This is a genomic window from Arthrobacter sp. UYEF3 (assembly GCF_040546245.1).
In the GTDB taxonomy this organism is placed as follows: domain Bacteria; phylum Actinomycetota; class Actinomycetes; order Actinomycetales; family Micrococcaceae; genus Arthrobacter.
The window spans coordinates 132,389-150,815 of the sequence record NZ_JBEPNK010000001.1 but is presented as its reverse complement, the minus strand read 5'-3'; the positions used below and the strand labels follow the sequence as shown (position 1 = coordinate 150,815).

Below are 18,427 nucleotides of genomic sequence, written 5' to 3'. Positions count from 1 at the left end.
TATCCACTACGCCGCGCCCACGGGCCTATTTGAAGCTTGCCCCCACCAAACCGCGGGTGGCCGCCACCAGCTTCATCGGATCCTTGGAACCGGCCGGCGGCACGTAGACCGCGACGGATTCGGCATAGTTCAGGACCATGCCCGTGGTCGTTTCCTTGCCTCCGGCCAGGGCGGCAGCATCGTCTCCGATGGTGAGCTTGTCACCGGGGTTCTTCGGGGTGCCGTCAAGGCCGAAGTTCAGCCGGCCCAACACCAGCGCACCGCCGTCGGCGGTGCGGAACACCACGGTGTTCTCCGGCACAACCTTGTGGCTGAAGGCGAAGTTGCCGTTCGCGCCGGACTTCACGACGTCGTTCTGGTAGGCCAGGGTGTCCGCGATGTACGGCGAGGACTGTCCTTCGGTGAGCTTGTCCTTGAAGGTCGACTCGGCGGTGGTCAGGCGGTCCCCCAGCCCGGCGAGTGCCTCCTCGCCGCTGTACAGCAGCCCGGACTTGTCCGCGGCGGCGAGCGTATCGGTGCCGCCGCGGTTGATACCCGGGAAGGTGGTGCCCGGCTGCAGCGGGGTGGCGCCGACCAGCTTGTAGTTCTCCCGCGGGGAGGCCTGCACGAGGGTAAGCAGTTGCGGGACGACGTTGCCGTCACCCTGCGTCACGGCCAGCACTGACCGCGGCCATTCGCGCTTGCTGCTGACCACGGTGGTCAGCAGCTTCGTGGCCCGGACCGGCATCCGCGGCTCGTAGCTGCCCACCTGGGACCGGATCTTGTAGTTCTGCGTGCGCACGTCCAGCTCCGTCGCCGCCACGCGCTGGGCCAGCTTGGCGGCGTCCTTGGCCGCGTCACCGGCATCGACTGCGCTGGCGACCTGCTCAAGGATGCGGCGGAATTGGGCATCCAGCAGGACCGGGGCCTGGGCACCCGGGGCGGGGGCACCCGTGGCGGCGGCCGCAGAGGAACCGCTCGGCGACGGCGTCTGGCTGGCCTGCGCCGCGACTCCCGTGCCGGCGACCGCGGCGGCAGTCAGCAGCGCAACGGCGGTGCCGGCGGCCCGCCGGACGGCGGAACCGGCGGCAACGCGTTCAGCGCTGCCCTTCGGCGCCGGCGCCCCGCCCGGCGCCCCGCCGGTCTCACCTGTCGCGGCGCCGGCGTCGGTACCGGCACTGCGGGCTTTGGACCGCGTCATGGCCTGGGCCCGGGCGCGACGGGCAAACGGGCTGCCCTTCCGGCTGCCGCCCTGGCCGTCGCCGGAATCGTCGTCGTCCGCGTTGCCGGTCCTGGGCTTGATCACCAGCAGGGCTGCGCCGGCCAGGATCAGCAGTGCGCCCAGCACCATGAATGGAATGGCCCACGGGGTGGAGGTGTCGTTGGGGAATGTCATCGAAATAGCCGAGGGGGCCGGCTTGGTCCCGTCGGCAGCAAGCAGCAGGGACCAGTCGCCGTCCGCCGGCGGCGTCCAGTTGTAGGTCAGCTCGCCGTTGGCGTTCTCCGTCGTTACCCACAGGTCCGAGCCTGCCGGGGAGGGAGCCGCGGCTTCGCCGTCGGAGTGGTCGAGTTGCAGCATTTTGCCGTCCCCGGAAACACCGGAAACGGTGTTGTGGGCGGTCTTACCGACCCACGCTGCAACGTCGTCCGGCCGTCCGGCGGCCAGCATGAAGCTGCCCTCCCCCTTGACGTCGATCTTCACTGTGCCGCCGTGCAGGGTCCGCAGTTTACCGTCGAAGACGGTCAACGGTGTGGCGGTCCCGCCGGCGGGCGCGCTGGCGGTAACGGTCTCAGGCGGAGCCCAAACCGTTGTCTGGCCGATTCCGGCCAGCAATGTCAGGAGGCCGAGCATCATTAGTGCAACGGCAGTCTTGAAACGCAAAATATTACCCATCATCAGCGGACACGTAGTTTTAAGGGTAACCGTTTTGTTACCTCCGAGTCAGATCGGTGGCGTGGTCAAACCCTGCCGACCTCCTGCCGGGGCGTTCCCGGGTCCGCCAATCCGCCAGCTGGCAAGCCTGCTGATAGTGTTTGCGGTGATCGTCACACCCCTGCCCGCATCCGCGGATCTGCCGGGAAGTACCAGACAAAAAGGGCTCTAAACGCAGTGACTGAACCAGCGGTTCCGACCCCCACAGAATACCCAGCCAGCCAGGAACCCGTTAGCCAGCCACGCGGCCCGCAGGAGCCGGCCCCGCAGCTATCGACCCCGCGTGCGGCCGTCGCCGGCTTCCTCATCTCGATGGCCCGGCGCCTGCGCCAGCCGCTGCCCGGGGCCCAGCCGCGGTTGCGGTTCGAGATGCCGCCGGAACAGGAAGAGGACGACGCCGGACTCGACGTCGAGGGCACGGCACGCTTCGGCAGTCCCGGACCCCGGTTGTCGTCCCAGCACCCGCTGTACGTCGGTTTTATGGGCACCGTCGGTGTCGGCGCCGCCCTGCTGGTCTACTGGATCGGCTCAAACACCACGCAGCTGCTGCTCTGGATCGTCACGGCCCTGTTCATTGCGCTCGGCCTGGACCCGGTGGTGCGCTGGCTCGAAGGCAAGAAGGTCCCGCGGCCGGCCGGTATTGTCATCTCCGTGGCCGTCCTGGCCGGGGTCATTGCGGGTTTCTTCGCCACCCTGATCCCCACGATCGTCCAGCAGGTGACCCAGATCGTGCAGGAGGCGCCGCGCTGGATCCAGGATTTCATCGCCTCGGACTTTTTCCACACCCTCGACAACCAGTTCGGTGTGCGCGACCGGGTCAGCCAGGAACTCGCGAAGTTCGTCAATAACCCGGAGGCCATGAGCGGCATCTTCGGCGGCGTCGTCGGCTTCGGCTCCACCGTGGCCAACGGCCTGTTCGGTGCACTGATCGTCCTTGTCCTGAGCCTTTATTTCCTCTCGGCCATGCCGGCCATGAAGCGGTGGGGCTACCGGCTGGCGCCGCGCTCACGCCGGGGACGGGTCGAGGCGCTGTCCGAGGAGATCACCGGCTCCGTGGGCAACTACGTCATCGGCCAGGTCTGCGTCGCATTGCTGAACGCCACCTTTGCCTTCATAGTGATGTCGATTGTGGGTGTCCCGTTCGCCGTGCTGCTGGCGTTCGTCGTGGCCCTGCTCGCGTTCATCCCGCTGGTCGGCGGAATGATCGCCGGCGTCCTGGTCACGCTGATCTCGCTGACGGCGGGCTGGCAGACGGCCGCTGTCTACGCGATCTGCTATTTCGCCTACCTCCAGTTCGAGGCCTACTTCATCTCTCCGCGCATCATGCAGAAGGCCGTCGCGGTGCCCGGCGCGGTCGCCGTGATCTCGGTCATCGCCGGCGGCAGCCTGCTCGGAGTGCTCGGCGCCCTGATCGCCATCCCCACGGCCGCGGCGACCATGCTGCTGGTCAAGGAAATCTTCATCGCGCGCCAGGACAAGCACTAGTCACACGCTTTGTACGGGCCCGCCGCCCTGGTCAGGCGGGCGCGTGACGCGTGCGCGTCACGAGTGCGCGCTGGCGACCGGGCCGTCCCACGTTTCCGGCAAGGCCGGCGCGCCGCCTCCGCGCGGCGTGACCTCGGCGACAATCTCGTTGAGGACCCGGCCTGCGTACTTCTCCCCCACCCACAGGTGCTTGGCGCCGTCGACCCCCACAAGCTCGGCGTGCGGCACCAGGCTGAAGCGTTCCGCGGCGGCGTCCGGCTGCAGGTAGTCGTCGTGTTCGGGGACCAGCACCTTCAGCGGTTTGCCCGCGGCGGCCCATTCCTTGAGATGGACATCGGTGGCCCGGTGCAGCGGCGGCGAGAGCAGGATGGCGCCTTCGATCGCGGAGGCAACGGGTTCGGTGGCGCCGTACATCAGGGCAAGCTCGGTCCCGAAGGACCAGCCCACCAGCCAGCGGTTGGGGAGACCGCGCTCGACGGCGAAACGGACCGCCGCCTCGACGTCGAGCCGCTCACCGATGCCTTCCTCGAAGGAGCCTTGGCTGGTGCCGCGCGGGGAGGCGGTCCCCCGGGTGTTGAACCGGAGCACCGCGACGCCGGCAAGGGCGGGCAGCCGGTAGGAGGCCTTGCGGAACACATGGGAGTCCATGAATCCGCCGTGCGTGGGCAGCGGATGCAGCGTGATCAGGGTTGCCTTGATCACGCCGGACTCCGGGACGGCCAGCTCGCCGACCAGCCGGTGCCCGTCCTCGGTCCGGAGTTCCACATTCTCGCGGTGCGCCGGAAGCACCGTGGAGGCACGGATAGCGGTGGGCGCGGAAGGCTGGCTGAACAGGTAGGACGCCGGGTCAAAAGTCATGCCCTCCAGCTTAGCGACACAGCGGGGAACGGTTCAGCGGTACCGGTAGCTGCGCGAGGTCCAGCAGTTGGAGTGCCAGTGCCGCCGCTCGGCCAAACCCGCGGCGGCCCCGTAGATGTGGTCCTCTGACCAGACCACCAGGTGCGCGGTGCCGGGCGTGACGGCGGTGAAGCAGCCCGGGCAGACATAGGTTTTCCCGGCCCGGCTGGCAGAGATCGAGCGGACCATCCATTCGCCGTCGGGAGCACTCTCCCGCCGCGCGATCCCGGTGCGGGCGCGTTCCAGGTCCAGCTCGGCCGCGGGTCCTGCGGCGTGTTTGCCGCCTGCCGCCCGTCCGGTACCCTTACCGGCGGATGCCTTCCCGGCGGCGGCATTTGCCGACGCGGCTCGGCGGGGACGGTTGGAACGGGGCATGGTTCCATTCTGCCCCAGCCCGGACGCTCCCTGCCCATCGACGGCGCACCAGCAGCGCGTCGGCAGCCCGCCGACGGGCCGCCGGGGACCGTGCAGCGCCGGCGGTGGCGGTAGTGTTGACCGGGTGCGTTTAGTCATAGCCCGTTGCTCCGTTGATTATGTCGGCCGGCTCAAAGCCCATCTTCCGCTCGCCACCCGGCTCTTGCTCGTCAAAGCCGACGGTTCGGTGCTGATCCATTCGGACGGCGGTTCCTATAAGCCGCTGAACTGGATGAGCCCCCCGGCCAGCCTCCGCGTCTCTACCCCTGACGAGGTCGACGTCGAAGTCGGGGTCGTCGAACAGTGGACCGTGCAGTCCGCGAAGACCGACGACCGGCTGATCATCAACATCCACGAGCAGCTGCACGACACTTCGCACGAGCTGGGCCGGGACCCGGGACTGATCAAGGACGGCGTGGAGGCCGATCTGCAGCGGCTGCTCGCCGACCAGATCGAAACCCTCGGCGCCGGCTTCTCGCTGATCCGCCGCGAGTACTTCACCGCGATCGGCCCGGTGGACATCCTGGCCCGCGACGCCGACGGCGTCACAGTCGCCATCGAGCTGAAGCGGCGTGGCGACATCGACGGCGTCGAGCAGCTCACCCGTTACCTCGAACTCCTCAACCGCGACCCGCTGCTGGCCCCCGTGCGGGGCATTTTCGCTGCCCAGCAGATCAAGCCGCAGGCGAAGGTGCTCGCGATCGACCGCGGCATTTCCTGCGTCACCCTGGACTACGACGCCATGCGCGGCGTTGACGATAGCGAGTCGCGGCTTTTCTAACGGCAGCGGGCCACGACCTTAGCGCGCAATGCGCGGCGGAGAATGGCAGGTACGGCCGCCCATTCCGCTGACGCAAAGTCGTTAACGCACGCTTTGCATAAAATTTCCGGAATTATCCGCCGGCGCCGTTGACCTAACGGAAGTCCCATGGAATTCTTGTATCAGTCTTTGTGTAGGTGTTTTTCATGCTCGCAAGACATGTTGCGAGCGCGAAGCTCCTGCCGCCAAGGCCCGGTTGTTCCGGGCGGAAGCCAAGGTTCTTCTCGCAGAGTGACCAAGCCCGGCGCAAAGTGCGTCGGACTTATTCAAGATCAATGATGAGGAGAATTTAATGGCACAGGGAACCGTAAAGTGGTTCAACGCTGAAAAGGGCTTCGGCTTCATCACTCCGGATGACTCCGATGGCGATGTCTTCGTTCACTACTCCGAGATCCAGACCGGCGGCTTCAAGACCCTCGACGAGAACCAGCGCGTTCAGTTCGAGATCGGCCAGGGCGCCAAGGGCCCCCAGGCCACCGGCGTCACGCTGGTCTAGGCTCACCCGGCGGGGCTGCCTCCGGCGCACCCCGCTCCATAAATGATCCCCGGCTATATTGCCGGGGATCATTTATTTGCTTCGGTTTAGTCCGGCCGCCGGCAATTGTCTTAGCGGACGAGCGTCCGCAGTAGCCGGGCGCTCTGGCGCACCGAAAGGTCGGGAAGGTACGCCCGGCTCAGGGCACGGCCGATCGCCGGCAGTTGCAGCGGGTCCTGGTAGTACAGAAATAAGGTGCGGTATTCCGGTTTGAACCGCGATTTGAACGCGGCCAGCGAGCGGAATCCGTACACCGGTTCCAGGGCCCGGGCCACCACGTCCAGAATTCCGGCCAGTCCTTCGGCCGGCTTTGCATCGTCCCCGGATTCCTCCCCCAATTCCTCCGTGGCCAGCGGCGAGCCCGAAAGCGAAATGGCTTCCACGGAATTGCGCAACTCCAGCACGGCCGAGGCAATCAGGAATTCCATCACTCCCGGAAAAGCATCGGTGCGCCGGCGCATGAAGTCCAGCGTCCAGCTGACCAGGACCCCCCGGTTGTACACCGGCAGCCAGCTGGTGACACCCTGCACGCGGCCGTCAACGTCCACGGCGAGGCAGCACTGCACCTCGCGGTCGGCCAGCTCGTCCAGGCCGCCCAGGGTGAACCCCATTTCCGGGACGGACTTACGCGCCGCCCACTCTTCGGAGAGTTCACTCAGCTGGGCGCGAAGTGAAGGGGACAAATCGGCGTAGCGGCTCCAGACGGGGTGCACCCCGGTCTTGGCGGCGCGGTTCAGCGCCGTACGCACGTTCTGCCATTCCTTGCCCTTGAACGTGAGCTCGCGGAGGCCGAGCCGGGTCTCCTGCGCCACGGCGAGCCTGCGGTAGCCGCGCGCCTGAAGCATGGGCCACAGCTCGTCAGTGCAGGAATAGAAGCAGGGGATGAGGGCGTGTTCGGCGCAATAGTCCAGGAACTGCGCCGCCGTCTGTTCGCACTGCTCCGCCGGACCGAGCGGACCGGCCAGCGTCAACGCCACGTTCCCGTGCTGCTGGTACGCCACGGCTCCGCGTTGCCCCGGACTGAACCAGTATTTATTCGGCTCCCAGAGTGCCATCCAGGACAGGCTGTCGCCGCCCTGCCGGATCAACCGACGCACCACGTCCCGGTCCCCGATTCCGGCGTCGGTGCCGTGGGACCGGCGCAGCAGCACGAGCCACACACCGGCCAGCGCAACCACCCAGAAGACGACCCCCGAGTAGGCGAACAGGAAAGCTTCGACGGCGTTGCGGTGCTGGAAGACGCGGTTGTAGGCGCTGGGAATGGGCAGGGGCAGGTACTGCCGGGCCAGTTCCGCGGCGAGGCCCAGCCAGCCGCCGTCGCGGTCCAGCCCGCCGGCGGCTAACCATGCCCCGGCGTAGCCGCCTGCGAGCCCCAGGAATGTCCCCCCGACTCCAAGGCCCAGGATGCGGCGGGCCTTGCGCGTGGTTTCCACCCGGAACAGATGCCGGTTGGCAGCGAGAAGCAGCACCAGCGCCAGCGGGACGGCCACCAGAGGCAGGACGTGGACAAAGCCGGACCCCATGAGCGCAGTGTGCGGCCGGTTGGGGTAGTGCGGGATCCTGGCAAACAACGCCAGGTAGACGGTGGCCAGAGCGGTGACCGCCAGCTGGACCAGGACGGCGATGCGCAGCGCAAGCTGCCGTCCGTGCCGCATGCCATCGGCACAAATTAGCAGCAGCACCACGGGAACCACGGCCAGCACCAGACCCAGCGGGCCGGCGAAGCCCGAACGACCGGCTTCCAGGCAGTTCACGTCAACGGTGCCCCCACAGTTCTGCTCCAGCTGTGTCAAGGTGGGCAGCGGATTCAGTACAACGTCGCGCAGCAGCGCCAGCGGCCCGGTGGGAGTCCGCACGGTAGCCGTGAGGATCGGACCGACGGCGAAGATCGCCACGGTCAGGGCCAGCAGGTTGCGGGTTTCCCGGCCGGTGGAGCGGTGCCTGTGCAGGGTTCCCTTGTCCCCCTGCAGCCACCAGCCCGCCACCAACCCGATCAGGGCGCCGGCCAGGCCCGCAACGGTTTCCGGATGGCCCACGTAGAGCACCAGCAACAAGGCGGCAGAAACCACGGCGGTCCGCAAGCGCCGCTGCCACAGCGTGGGCAACAGCCCGCAAGCCGCCAGCACGGCCGCAAGGATGGCCGCATAGGGCCCAATCAGCGGGGCGTCCACCATCAGGCCCAGCCAGCCGTCGCCGGCGTAGCGGGCAAGCTGGGTGACGAGCAGGAACAGCGATACGGCACCAAACTGGCCCGCGAAGAAGAACACCGCGGCGCGCAGCGAGCCGAGCTGCCGTTCTGCGGCCCCCAGCAGTGCCACGATCATGAAGGAGGCGGCCAGATAGGCCAGCGGGTTGGTCGCGAAGAACAGCGACGTGAACATCGTCCACCACCGGCCGGCTTGCAGTCCCTGGGCGCTGACGGAGGCCACCTCGAGCAGCGACTCGGGCGGACCGTTCAGGAAGCTTCCGGTGGCCGCCGCCGTGAACAGAAAGGCTACGAGCACGGACAGCGTGAACGGAAGATGCCGGAACTGGGTCCAGATACCGCGCAGGCCCGTCATGGCTTGATCCCCCAGCGTGCCGCTAGAAAGTCCAGACCGCCCGGCAGCCCACGGGACGCGGTCTCCCAGGAGTGGCCGGCGTTGGGAATCCGGTGGACTTCGACCGTGAAGCCTGCAGCCCGGGCGGCCCCGGAGAGCAGCGCCATGTACTGAACAAACTCCGGGTCCCGTTCGCCGGCACCAAAGTAGATGGCCTTGCCGTCGAAGCGGCGTTCCTTCATAACGCCCAGCGGCGTCAGCCGATCGAAAGCGGCGGTGTCGCCGCCGAAAGATGCGTCAATGGTCTTGTGCCGCTCCTTGGCGATGGCGGGCTCCTTCTCGCTCGAGAATGCTAGCGCCGCACTGTAGATATCGGGATGCCGGGTCACCATTTGCATCGCGCAGGTGGCACCGAAGGAAAAGCCGCCGGCCGCCCACTGCCGGGGGTCCGGGTCGACGTCGACGGTGGCACGGATCCAGGCCGGCACGTCCTGGGCCAGGAAAGTATCCGCCTGCGCGATCCGGCTGTCCATGCACAGCGTGTTGCCGGACGGTGTGCCGTTGGGGTCCACTACAACCACTACCGGCGAGACGCCGCCGTGGCCGGAGGCGAAGCGGTCCAGCCGGCTCCGCAAGGCGCCCCCCGTGAGCCAGTCCGCGGGGCTTCCCGGCTGGCCGGAGAAGAGCACCAGCACCGGAAGGGCCGGCCGCGGCGAACTTTGGTAGGCCGGCGGTAGATAGATGTAGGCGTCCCGGCTGCGGAAGCCGGAGACCGTTCCGGGGATGGCAGCCTTCCGGATGATCCCGTCCGCCGGCAGGCCTGCCGGCGGCGCCCAGTCGGACAGGCTGACCGTAGCGCTCTCCCCCGGCTGGCGCTTAAGCGCGTCCTCGAGGACAGGGATCCGTGCGACGGCGGTACCGGTCAGATCGCTCACCGTATGGTTCAGCCCGAAGTAGGCGTTGACCTGCACTGCGGACAACGCCACCACACCCAACAGTGCCGCGGATGCCGCGGCGGTCGATCGGACCCGGTGCAGTACCGGTAGCGTGGGGCGGGGGATGCTCGCAAGAAAAGGCCGCCGTCCCCAAATGCCATGCAGCCGGAGCAACCACAGCAGCAGGGCGGCGACAGCCGGAACGCTCCAAACGAGGGTCTCCCACGGGAGCTCCTCGGGGAAGGCCAGTAAGACGTAGATCAGCAGCAGGTGGGTGCCTGCCACCAGGGCTGCCGCGAGCATGAGCGCAGCGGCGATCACCACGGCGGAGGCACTGATCGTATGACGCCGCCCGCTCCGCCACAGCAGATATGCCAGACCGGCCACGCCCGCCGCCCACGCGATCCATAGCACCGGACCGTCGGCCAGCCGGATGTCCTCGATGAAGTCCACCGGGGCTAGCGCCAGGTGCCGACGCCGATGACCGGACCGGCCTCGAGCCAGGAGGAGAGCCCGGTGTAGGCGTCGAACCTCATGGCAAGCAGGACATCCAGGCCCTCATAGCGCAGCTCTACGATCACGGTCTCGGGCGGCACCCGGACCAGTTCGGTTTCGGTGGGTTGACGGCGGCCGATCAGCTCGAGCGAGCTGCGGCGGAAAGTGTGCTTCGGCCGCACGCTCAGCGAGGCGAGCCGGAACCACTCAAGATCGTTGTCCTGATAACGACAAACCCCCATCTGCCAGCTGTTTCCAGCCACGCAGATGGAGGCGTCCACCGTGCCAAGGGCACGCCGCAGATTGAAGCGGCGCACCCCGGCAAGGCACAGTGTAAAGACCAGCAACGCGAAGACCGTTGCCAGAACGATGAACGGGAAACCGATGACGTTCATCAAGGTAGGACTAGCGGATCCCCGCAGTAGCCGCGTCACCCATTTGGGCGTTGTCAGCAACAATGACGACCCTGTTGTTGTCGACGGAGAAGAACCCGCCGTCGACGACTACAGCAATACGGTCACCGGACACCGGCTCGATCGCCAGCTCACCTTCGGCCAGAATCGCCAGCAGGGGCGAGTGGCCGGGCAGGATTCCGATTTCACCATCGCTGGTGCGGGCCTTGACCATGGTGGCCGCTCCGGACCACACGAAGTGGTCCGCTGCGACAATCTCAACCTCAAGTTCAGCCATGTTACTTGGTCTGTTCCTGGATCTTGGCCCACTGGCGCTCAACGTCATCCAGGCCGCCGACGTTGAAGAACGCCTGCTCTGCGATGTGGTCGAGGTCGCCGTCGCAGATCGCGGTGAAGCCTTCCACGGTGTCCTTGATGGACACGGTGGAGCCTTCGACGCCGGTGAACTGCTTTGCGGTGTAGGTGTTCTGCGAGAGGAACTGCTGGATACGGCGTGCACGCGACACGACGATCTTGTCTTCTTCGGAGAGCTCATCGACCCCGAGGATGGCGATGATGTCCTGGAGTTCCTTGTTCTTCTGCAGGATCTGCTTGACGCGCACGGCCGTGTTGTAGTGGTCGTGCCCGATGTACTGCGGATCCAGGATGCGGGACGTCGAGGACAGTGGGTCAACGGCCGGGTACAGACCACGGGAAGCGATTTCACGGGAAAGTTCCGTGGTCGCGTCGAGGTGTGCGAAGGTCGTGGCCGGGGCCGGATCGGTGTAGTCATCCGCGGGAACGTAGATGGCCTGCATCGAGGTGATGGAGTGGCCCTTGGTGGACGTGATGCGCTCCTGCAGGAGGCCCATCTCGTCGGCCAGGTTGGGCTGGTAGCCCACGGCCGAAGGCATGCGGCCGAGGAGGGTGGAAACCTCGGAGCCGGCCTGGGTGAAGCGGAAGATGTTATCGATGAAGAGCAGCACGTCCTGGTTCTGCACATCACGGAAGTACTCCGCCATGGTCAGTGCGGACAGGGCCACGCGCAGACGCGTTCCCGGCGGCTCATCCATCTGGCCGAAGACAAGGGCGGTGTCCTTGAGAACGCCGGCCTCTTCCATTTCGACCCAGAGGTCGTTACCTTCACGGGTACGCTCGCCAACACCGGCGAACACCGAGGTGCCGCCGAAGTTGCGGGCAACACGGGTGATCATTTCCTGGATCAGCACGGTCTTGCCGACGCCGGCGCCGCCGAACAGGCCGATCTTTCCACCCTTGATGTACGGGGTGAGAAGGTCGATGACCTTGATGCCGGTTTCCATCATCTCGGTGGAACCCTCAAGCGTCGCGAAGGCCGGAGCCTTGCGGTGGATGGGCCAACGCTCGGTGATCTCGAGTTCCGACTCGGCAACGTCCAGGGGCTGACCCAGCACGTTGAAGATGTGTCCCTTGACGACGTCGCCGACGGGAACGGAGATGGGTGCTCCGGTGTCAACCACGGCGCTGCCGCGGACGAGTCCGTCGGTGGCCTGCAGGGAAATGGCGCGAACGACGTTGTCGCCGAGGTGCAGTGCAACCTCGAACGTGATGGTTCTCGTTTCACCGTTGAGAGTAATCTCAGCGGTGAGGGCGTGGTAAATCGAGGGGATTGCGTCAGCCGGGAATTCGACGTCGACAACCGGGCCAATAACACGTGCAATACGGCCGGTAGCACCGGTCGTCGCGGCTACGTGTTCGGTAGCAGTGGCAGTCATCTCTCTCACTTCACTCAGTAGATGGCGTGGGGGTTAGTTAATTCTTTGCTGCAGGTAAAGCTGGTTCCGGACTGGTGCTGGCTAGGACGCGTTCAGGGCGTCGGCACCGGCAACGATTTCGGAAAGCTCCTGCGTAATTTCAGCCTGGCGGGCAGTGTTGCGCAGACGCGTGAATTTCTTGATGAGGTCCGTGGCGTTATCGCCGGCGGACTTCATCGCCCGCTGACGTGCTGCGAGCTCCGAAGCGGCTGCCTGCAACATGGCGGCGAAGATACGTGACTCGATGTAGCGCGGCAGCAGGGCGTCGAGTACCTGCTCCGTCTCCGGCTCGAACTCGTAAAGCGGCAGAAGCTCCGATTCGGAGGCGGCCTGCTCTTCAACGACCTCAAGCGGGAGCAGGCGGATGACCGTCGGCTCCTGCGTCACCATGGACTTGAAGCGGGTGTAGACAACGTGGATCTCATCGACACCGCCCTCTTCGTAGGCCGTGGCGAAGTCTGCCAGCAGTGCCTCGCCGACTTCCCGTGCCGTCTCGAACAGCGGTGCGTCGGTGTTGCCGGTCCATACCCGTTCGTAGGGCCGGTTCCGGAAGTCGAAGTATGCCTGTGCCTTGCGGCCCATGACATACGTCTTGACTTCCTTGCCTTCCTCAACGAGCAGTTCGGCGAGGCCTTCCGCCTGCTTGAGTACGGTGGCCGAGTAGGATCCGGCGAGGCCGCGGTCGGAGGTGATGACCAGGACTGCGGCGCGGCGGATCTGCTCCGGCTCGGTAACCAGCGGATGGTCGACTTCGCTCTGGCTTGCGACAGCAGAAACGGCGCGCGTGATCGCATTTGCGTAAGGCAGTGAAGCCGCTACGCGTGCGCGGGCCTTGCCGATGCGCGAGGTAGCGATCAGTTCCATCGCCTTGAAGATCTTGCGCATCGACGTCGTCGAGCTGATCTTCTGGCGGTAGACCCGAATCTGGGCTCCCATACTTATCCTTTCCTAAGATCCCGGTGGCAGGGACTGCCGGGACCCGCGGGGGTCCGGCAGTCCCTGCCAGCGAAACTAGCGCTTCTGCTTGACGATTTTTTCCTGATCGACCTGGTCCTCGCCGATCGCGGCGTGCTCCTCATGGCCCGCGCCGACCAGGAAGCTGTCGCCCTCGCCGAAGAAGCCCTTCTTGAAGTCAACAATCGCGGTCTTCAGCGCCTCGGCCGTGTCATCGTCCATGACGTTGGTCTGCGCCAGCGTCGTCAGGATGGAGGACTTGTGCTTGAGGTGCTCCAGGAACTCGGACTCGAAGCGCCTGATGTCTTCAACCGGTACGTCGTCGAGGTAGCCGTTGGTGCCGGCCCAGATGGAGACAACCTGATCCTCAACCGGGAACGGCGAGTACTGGCCCTGCTTCAGCAGTTCCATCAGGCGGGCGCCACGGGTCAGCTGCTGGCGGGATGCGGCATCGAGGTCCGATGCGAACATGGCGAATGCCTGCATGTCGCGGTACTGCGCAAGTTCCAGCTTCAAGGTGCCGGACACCTTCTTCATCGACTTGACCTGCGCGGCGCCACCAACACGGGAGACGGACACGCCGACGTCGACTGCGGGACGCTGGTTGGCGTTGAAGAGGTCCGACTGCAGGAAGATCTGGCCGTCGGTGATGGAGATGACGTTGGTCGGGATGTAGGCGGACACGTCGTTCGCCTTGGTCTCGATCAGCGGCAGGCCGGTCATCGAGCCTGCGCCCAGCTCGTCGGAAAGCTTGGCACAACGCTCAAGCAGACGGGAGTGCAAGTAGAAGACGTCGCCCGGGTAGGCTTCGCGTCCCGGCGGGCGGCGCAGCAGCAGTGACACCGCACGGTAGGCCTCGGCCTGCTTGGAAAGGTCATCGAACACGATGAGGACGTGCTTGCCGCCGTACATCCAGTGCTGGCCGATGGCCGAGCCGGCGTACGGTGCCAGGTACTTGAAGCCGGCGGGGTCGGACGCGGGGGAAGCCACGATGGTCGTGTATTCGAGCGCGCCGTTGTCCTCGAGCGTCTGGCGGACAGCCGCGATCGTAGACGCCTTCTGGCCGATGGCGACGTAGATGCAGCGCACCTGCCTGGTCACATCGCCGGAAGCCCAGTTGGCCTTCTGGTTGATGATCGTGTCGATGGCGATGGCCGACTTGCCGGTCTGACGGTCACCGATGATCAGCTGGCGCTGGCCGCGGCCGATCGGGATCATGGCGTCGATGGCCTTGAGTCCGGTCTGCATCGGTTCGTGGACCGACTTTCGCTGGGTCACGCCGGGCGCCTGGAGTTCCAGGGCTCGGGTCGCTTCGGCCTTGATGTCGCCGAGGTCGTCGATGGGCTGGCCCAGCGGGTCAACCACGCGGCCGAGGAAGGCGTCGCCGACCGGAACGGACAGAACCTGTCCGGTGCGGTGTACTTCCTGGCCTTCTTCGATGCCGGTGAAGTCACCGAGGATAATGACGCCAATCTCGCGGACGTCGAGGTTCTGGGCCAGGCCCAGCGTGCCGTCTTCGAAGCGAAGCAGCTCGTTCGCCATGACCGAGGGAAGGCCCTCAACACGGGCGATGCCGTCACCTGCGGTCGTTACACGGCCAACCTCTACGCGCTCCGCGTTTCCGGGTTCGTAGGACGCCGCGAACTCGTTCAACGCATTACGGACGTCGTCGGCGTTGATGGTCAATTCGGCCATCTGCAGTCCCTGCTCTCCTGTTTTCGTGATCATCGTTGCTCACGATGACCGGGGTTTCTTGTCGGTAAGTTGTGCTTGTCCGGGTAACTAAACAAGCTGACGCTGGAGCTGGCCCAGACGAGCGAAGACCGAAGCGTCAACCACTTCGTCGCCAATCTGGATCCGGATGCCACCGATCAGAGCCGGATCAACATTCAAGTTGATCTTGAGCTCGCGGCCGTACAGGGCGTTGAGCCCTGTCTGCAGACGACTGGCCTGGGCCTCCGTCAGCGGACGGGTGACGCTCACCGTAGCGATCCAGCGCTGCTGGCGCTTGGCTGCTAGCTCGGCAAAACGGGTGACCAGCTTGGTGACCTTGAGGCCGCGGGGCTGCGAAACTGCCTGTCCAATCAGGACTTTCGCTTCCGAGCTTGCACTGGGCACTAGCTTGTCGGCGAGGGCCACCTTGGCAGCGTGACTCGCCTGCGGCTCGGACAAGGCACGCTGAACCTCGTGGCTGGAATCGACGGTCCGGTTGAAGGAGAACAAATCGTTCTCGAGCTCTTCCAGGCCGGTGATGCCCGAGGCAGAGACTGCCGACTTGTTTTCTGCAACGGCAATTACCACCGAAGCGGCAAGAGTCTCGAGTGCATCGCCGATGTCACGTGCCGACGCCCAGCGTGAGCTGGCCAGCCCGCTCGTGATCTCCACAGCTTCAGCGGAAACTTTTCCGCTGAAGAGCTGCTTGACCAGCGCAGACTTTTCGTCACCACTGCGGGACGGGTCAGTCAGTGCACGGCGCAAGCCAGCCGAGCTGTCCACCGTTCCCAGGATTCCGAAGAGTTCCGTAGCCAACTGCAGCGACGCGTTGGGAAGCTTGGCCTCCAACGCGACGAGTGCCGCGGTCAGCGATTCGCTCGATACACCTGCCATTACTTGGCTGCACCTGCGTTCTGGTTCTCCAGATCTGCCAGGAAGCGGTCAACCACACGGGCCGAACGCGCATCATCCGTGAGCGCCTCGCCAACGATGCGGCCAGCCAGCGTGGTCGCCAGCGTTCCGACCTCGGCGCGGAGCGACACAACGGCCGCCTGGCGCTCGGATTCGATCTGCGCGTGTGCCTGGGCAGTGATACGGGCAGACTCGGCAGCTGCCTTCTCTTTCAGATCCGCCAGGATCTGGGCGCCTTCGCCGCGGGCTTCCTCACGGATGCGGTTGGCTTCGGTGCGGGCGTCGGTGAGCTGCTGCTTGTACTCTTCCAGTGCTGCAGAAGCCTCTGCCTGCGCCTTTTCGGCCTTGGCAATGCCGCCTTCAATGGCCTCGGAACGCTCTGCGAACGTCTTCTCGAACATCGGGACGACGAACTTCATCACGATGAACAGGAGGACAGCAAAGCCTACGAGGACGACAAACATTTCCCAGATGTTGGGAACGAGGGGGTTGGTGTCACCCTCGGTGGCGGCTGAGATGATCAGCTGCTTCATATTTCACCCGTCCTTATCTACTCGGTTCTGGATGTTCGCTGGGTTCTGAAGCTTTACTTGAGAACGAATGCGAAGACCAGGCCGAGGATGGCGAGGGCTTCAGTCAGCGCAAGGCCGAGGAATGCGATCGGCTGCAGGACGCGCTGGGCTTCCGGCTGACGTGCAACGCCGTTGATGTAAGCAGCGAACACGAGACCCACACCGATACCACCGCCGATGGCGGAGAGGCCGTAGCCGATGAGGTTGAGGGAGCCGTTGATGGAGCCGTTCATGGTTTTCCTTTCAAGATGCCATCCAGGTGGCAGGTTGTTTGGGTTGCTTCATCCCCGAGGGGAAGTTTGTGGGTGCCTAGTGGCTGTCGGCGTGCAGCGCGCCTTCGATGTAGATCGCGGTCAGCAACGTGAAGACATACGCCTGCAGCGCCATGATCAGCGCCTCCAGCATGTACATCGCCACCGAGCCGGCGAGCACCAGCACCGAGGCGCCCTTGAGCAGGACGTTCTCCTGCATGACGAGAAACTCGATGCCGGAGCCGGCGATCATCACGATCAGGTGGCCGGCCAGCATGGTGGCGAACAGACGGAGGCTGTGCGTCACGGGCCGGACCAGGAAGTTGGAGATGATCTCGATCGGGATGACGATCGGAAGGATGTAGATCGGTACACCGCTCGGCACGGTGGCCAGCTTGAAGTACTTCAGGCCGTTCCTCTTGATGCCGATAGCAATCCAGGTGATGTACACGACACCGGCAAGCACGTAGGCCCCGCCGACATGCGAGAAGCTCGGCAGCTGGATCACCGGGATCGCGCCGTAGATGTTGTTCACCAGGATGAAAAAGAACAGGCTGAACAGCAGCGGGACGTACTTCATGAAGTCTTTGCCGCCGATGATGTCCTTGGCGATGCCGTTGCGGACGAAGCCGTAGGCGGCCTCGCCGGCGAACTGCAGCTTGCCGGGAACCAGCTGCTGCTTCCGCGCAGCCAGCAAAAAGAACGTGGCGATAATGACGACCGAGAGGATCACCAGCAGCATCTGCTTGGAGAATCCTTCGGCCGCACCCCAGGGCAGGATAGCCGGCAGGTGCAATTGTTCAATTCCAGGAGGAGTGAACTCTCCTGAATCTTGGGCCGGGAGCGCAAGCGCGATCAACGCGTTTCCTCTCTGCAGTGTCCGTCATTGGGCGTTGGGCGGGGAGCGGCGGCATTCCTGCCAGCCTTTCCCGTTGTGAAATTTTTTGGCATTACTGTTCCGCGTCTTTGGACGGGCCACCTGCAGCGCCCTCTCTGCCAGTCGGAATCCGTTGACTGGTGAGGCCGTGCATATGAGAAAGATAGAACCCTCCCGCGGCTCCAAGCAGGGCGCCTGCGAGCACAATCCAGCGGGTTCCCCACAGATTATCCAGACCCCACCCTATCAAACTCCAGACGATGATTCCGCCAACAATGTAGCTGAAGACGGCGATCCCGGCGTTGTACCCGCCGTCGTTGCCGTCCTGCGACACGCCGGGGGCGCCACCGGTCCTGCGGGGGGTCCGTGAGCCACTTTTGGAAGCGTTCTTGGCAGCTTTGCTGCCCGGGTTCTTGCCTGCGGACCTGCGTCTAAGCATTGGTTCCGCCTTCCGGGGATTCGGGGTCGTTGTAGATTTGCAGCCGTGCCCTGGCGAAGCCGATGATCTCGGCCGCCTGCCAGGCGACCACGCTCACGACGGCGCCGATCAGGAACCAGCGTGCGTGCAGCCAGGCCGGTGCGCCGATGACAAAAAGCACCACGGCAAAGCCGACGACCTTCACGAAGTAGGTGGCCACAAACATGCCAATGGCACCGGAGGGATTGTTACGTCCAACGAAGTGGCCGATCGCCAGGCTGATGGCGAAAAACGCCATCACCACCGCGCCGCCGAAGAGGCTTGACAGGGCTCCGAAGCCGCCGTTGAACACGAAGGCGATGACAGCGGTGAGCAGCAGAACACCCGCAGCGGCAGCTGAACTGAGAGCCAGCAAGCCCAGCCACAGCGACCTGGTGGGACCGGAGACGCCGACTGATCCGGTGCCGGACTTGTGTCCGGACTCGGCGTCGGAGCTCATGGGGTCCCAATCT

18 protein-coding genes are annotated in these 18,427 nt (G+C 65.2%); 3 read left to right on the top strand and 15 right to left on the bottom strand.

The window, feature by feature from the left end:
• Window positions 1-25: 25 nt before the first annotated feature.
• A complete protein-coding gene (locus ABIB14_RS00640) occupies window positions 26-1,834 on the bottom strand; it encodes a hypothetical protein (protein WP_354233333.1) in 1,809 nt (602 codons plus the stop codon).
• Window positions 1,835-2,224: 390 nt separating this feature from the next.
• On the opposite strand from ABIB14_RS00640, the gene ABIB14_RS00635 reads away from it, so the two are divergent.
• The gene (locus tag ABIB14_RS00635; protein WP_354233536.1) at window positions 2,225-3,397 is read left to right on the top strand and encodes an AI-2E family transporter; all 1,173 of its coding nucleotides are present in this window, start codon (window positions 2,225-2,227) and stop codon (window positions 3,395-3,397) included.
• Between the two features lie 57 nt (window positions 3,398-3,454).
• On the opposite strand, the gene ABIB14_RS00630 is transcribed toward ABIB14_RS00635, so the two are convergent.
• Together ABIB14_RS00630 and ABIB14_RS00625 are read right to left on the bottom strand one after the other, a co-directional pair.
• A complete protein-coding gene (locus tag ABIB14_RS00630) occupies window positions 3,455-4,255 on the bottom strand; it encodes an alpha/beta hydrolase (protein WP_354233332.1) in 801 nt (266 codons plus the stop codon).
• 33 nt (window positions 4,256-4,288) lie between these two features.
• Window positions 4,289-4,669, bottom strand: coding sequence for an Rv1322 family protein (locus ABIB14_RS00625; protein ID WP_354233330.1), 381 nt, complete (start codon window positions 4,667-4,669; stop codon window positions 4,289-4,291).
• A gap of 124 nt (window positions 4,670-4,793) precedes the next feature.
• Between ABIB14_RS00625 and nucS the strand changes: the two genes are divergently transcribed.
• A complete protein-coding gene (gene nucS / locus ABIB14_RS00620) occupies window positions 4,794-5,489 on the top strand; it encodes an endonuclease NucS (protein WP_354233329.1) in 696 nt (231 codons plus the stop codon).
• 331 nt (window positions 5,490-5,820) lie between these two features.
• Window positions 5,821-6,024 (top strand): cold-shock protein, encoded by a 204-nt coding sequence (locus ABIB14_RS00615; protein WP_011692441.1) that lies wholly within the window; start codon window positions 5,821-5,823, stop codon window positions 6,022-6,024.
• A gap of 110 nt (window positions 6,025-6,134) precedes the next feature.
• Here the strand turns inward: ABIB14_RS00615 and ABIB14_RS00610 are convergent, their stop codons facing one another.
• From ABIB14_RS00610 to ABIB14_RS00550, 12 genes are all read right to left on the bottom strand, one after another.
• Window positions 6,135-8,624, bottom strand: coding sequence for a phosphatidylglycerol lysyltransferase domain-containing protein (locus ABIB14_RS00610; protein WP_354233328.1), 2,490 nt, complete (start codon window positions 8,622-8,624; stop codon window positions 6,135-6,137).
• Window positions 8,621-9,991: an alpha/beta hydrolase gene (locus ABIB14_RS00605; RefSeq protein WP_354233327.1), complete on the bottom strand. Its 1,371-nt coding sequence runs from the start codon at window positions 9,989-9,991 to the stop codon at window positions 8,621-8,623. The genes ABIB14_RS00610 and ABIB14_RS00605 overlap by 4 nt, the downstream gene beginning before the upstream one ends.
• 5 nt (window positions 9,992-9,996) lie before the next feature.
• Window positions 9,997-10,428, bottom strand: coding sequence for a DUF2550 domain-containing protein (locus tag ABIB14_RS00600; protein ID WP_354233326.1), 432 nt, complete (start codon window positions 10,426-10,428; stop codon window positions 9,997-9,999).
• 10 nt (window positions 10,429-10,438) lie between these two features.
• Window positions 10,439-10,723, bottom strand: a complete 285-nt coding sequence (locus ABIB14_RS00595) for a F0F1 ATP synthase subunit epsilon (RefSeq protein ID WP_354233325.1) — start codon at window positions 10,721-10,723, stop codon at window positions 10,439-10,441.
• Between the two features lies 1 nt (window position 10,724).
• Complete coding sequence (gene atpD / locus ABIB14_RS00590; RefSeq protein WP_354233324.1) at window positions 10,725-12,179, bottom strand: F0F1 ATP synthase subunit beta; 1,455 nt, start codon at window positions 12,177-12,179, stop codon at window positions 10,725-10,727.
• Between the two features lie 81 nt (window positions 12,180-12,260).
• Window positions 12,261-13,154, bottom strand: a complete 894-nt coding sequence (locus ABIB14_RS00585; protein WP_354233323.1) for a F0F1 ATP synthase subunit gamma — start codon at window positions 13,152-13,154, stop codon at window positions 12,261-12,263.
• Between the two features lie 75 nt (window positions 13,155-13,229).
• The gene (gene atpA, locus ABIB14_RS00580; protein ID WP_354233534.1) at window positions 13,230-14,867 is read right to left on the bottom strand and encodes a F0F1 ATP synthase subunit alpha; all 1,638 of its coding nucleotides are present in this window, start codon (window positions 14,865-14,867) and stop codon (window positions 13,230-13,232) included.
• An 87-nt stretch (window positions 14,868-14,954) separates the two neighbouring features.
• Entirely contained in the window at window positions 14,955-15,779 is an 825-nt protein-coding gene (locus ABIB14_RS00575; protein ID WP_354233322.1) for a F0F1 ATP synthase subunit delta, read from the bottom strand.
• The gene (locus tag ABIB14_RS00570; RefSeq protein ID WP_354233321.1) at window positions 15,779-16,330 is read right to left on the bottom strand and encodes a F0F1 ATP synthase subunit B; all 552 of its coding nucleotides are present in this window, start codon (window positions 16,328-16,330) and stop codon (window positions 15,779-15,781) included. Before ABIB14_RS00570 ends, ABIB14_RS00575 begins: the two co-directional genes overlap by 1 nt.
• Before the next feature lie 53 nt (window positions 16,331-16,383).
• Complete coding sequence (gene atpE / locus ABIB14_RS00565; RefSeq protein WP_211882710.1) at window positions 16,384-16,602, bottom strand: ATP synthase F0 subunit C; 219 nt, start codon at window positions 16,600-16,602, stop codon at window positions 16,384-16,386.
• A gap of 76 nt (window positions 16,603-16,678) precedes the next feature.
• Window positions 16,679-17,479: a F0F1 ATP synthase subunit A gene (gene atpB / locus ABIB14_RS00560; RefSeq protein WP_354233320.1), complete on the bottom strand. Its 801-nt coding sequence runs from the start codon at window positions 17,477-17,479 to the stop codon at window positions 16,679-16,681.
• A gap of 449 nt (window positions 17,480-17,928) precedes the next feature.
• The gene (locus tag ABIB14_RS00550; protein WP_354233317.1) at window positions 17,929-18,414 is read right to left on the bottom strand and encodes a Cg1360 family ATP-synthase-associated protein; all 486 of its coding nucleotides are present in this window, start codon (window positions 18,412-18,414) and stop codon (window positions 17,929-17,931) included.
• Window positions 18,415-18,427 lie beyond the last annotated feature (13 nt).

Bases quoted from the DNA above. Each gene is read 5' to 3' on its own strand.
- ABIB14_RS00550 (WP_354233317.1), bottom strand. From the start codon at position 18,414: ATGAGCTCCGACGCCGAGTCCGGACACAAGTCCGGCACCGGATCAGTC.
- ABIB14_RS00640 (WP_354233333.1), bottom strand. From the start codon at position 1,834: ATGATGCTCGGCCTCCTGACATTGCTGGCCGGAATCGGCCAGACAACG.
- atpD (WP_354233324.1), bottom strand. From the start codon at position 12,179: ATGACTGCCACTGCTACCGAACACGTAGCCGCGACGACCGGTGCTACC.
- ABIB14_RS00615 (WP_011692441.1), top strand. From the start codon at position 5,821: ATGGCACAGGGAACCGTAAAGTGGTTCAACGCTGAAAAGGGCTTCGGC.
- ABIB14_RS00635 (WP_354233536.1), top strand. From the start codon at position 2,225: ATGGCCCGGCGCCTGCGCCAGCCGCTGCCCGGGGCCCAGCCGCGGTTG.
- ABIB14_RS00625 (WP_354233330.1), bottom strand. From the start codon at position 4,669: ATGCCCCGTTCCAACCGTCCCCGCCGAGCCGCGTCGGCAAATGCCGCC.
- ABIB14_RS00570 (WP_354233321.1), bottom strand. From the start codon at position 16,330: ATGAAGCAGCTGATCATCTCAGCCGCCACCGAGGGTGACACCAACCCC.
- ABIB14_RS00630 (WP_354233332.1), bottom strand. From the start codon at position 4,255: ATGACTTTTGACCCGGCGTCCTACCTGTTCAGCCAGCCTTCCGCGCCC.
- atpE (WP_211882710.1), bottom strand. From the start codon at position 16,602: ATGAACGGCTCCATCAACGGCTCCCTCAACCTCATCGGCTACGGCCTC.
- ABIB14_RS00595 (WP_354233325.1), bottom strand. From the start codon at position 10,723: ATGGCTGAACTTGAGGTTGAGATTGTCGCAGCGGACCACTTCGTGTGG.
- ABIB14_RS00585 (WP_354233323.1), bottom strand. From the start codon at position 13,154: ATGGGAGCCCAGATTCGGGTCTACCGCCAGAAGATCAGCTCGACGACG.
- ABIB14_RS00575 (WP_354233322.1), bottom strand. From the start codon at position 15,779: ATGGCAGGTGTATCGAGCGAATCGCTGACCGCGGCACTCGTCGCGTTG.
- ABIB14_RS00610 (WP_354233328.1), bottom strand. From the start codon at position 8,624: ATGACGGGCCTGCGCGGTATCTGGACCCAGTTCCGGCATCTTCCGTTC.
- atpA (WP_354233534.1), bottom strand. From the start codon at position 14,867: ATGGCCGAATTGACCATCAACGCCGACGACGTCCGTAATGCGTTGAAC.
- ABIB14_RS00600 (WP_354233326.1), bottom strand. From the start codon at position 10,428: ATGAACGTCATCGGTTTCCCGTTCATCGTTCTGGCAACGGTCTTCGCG.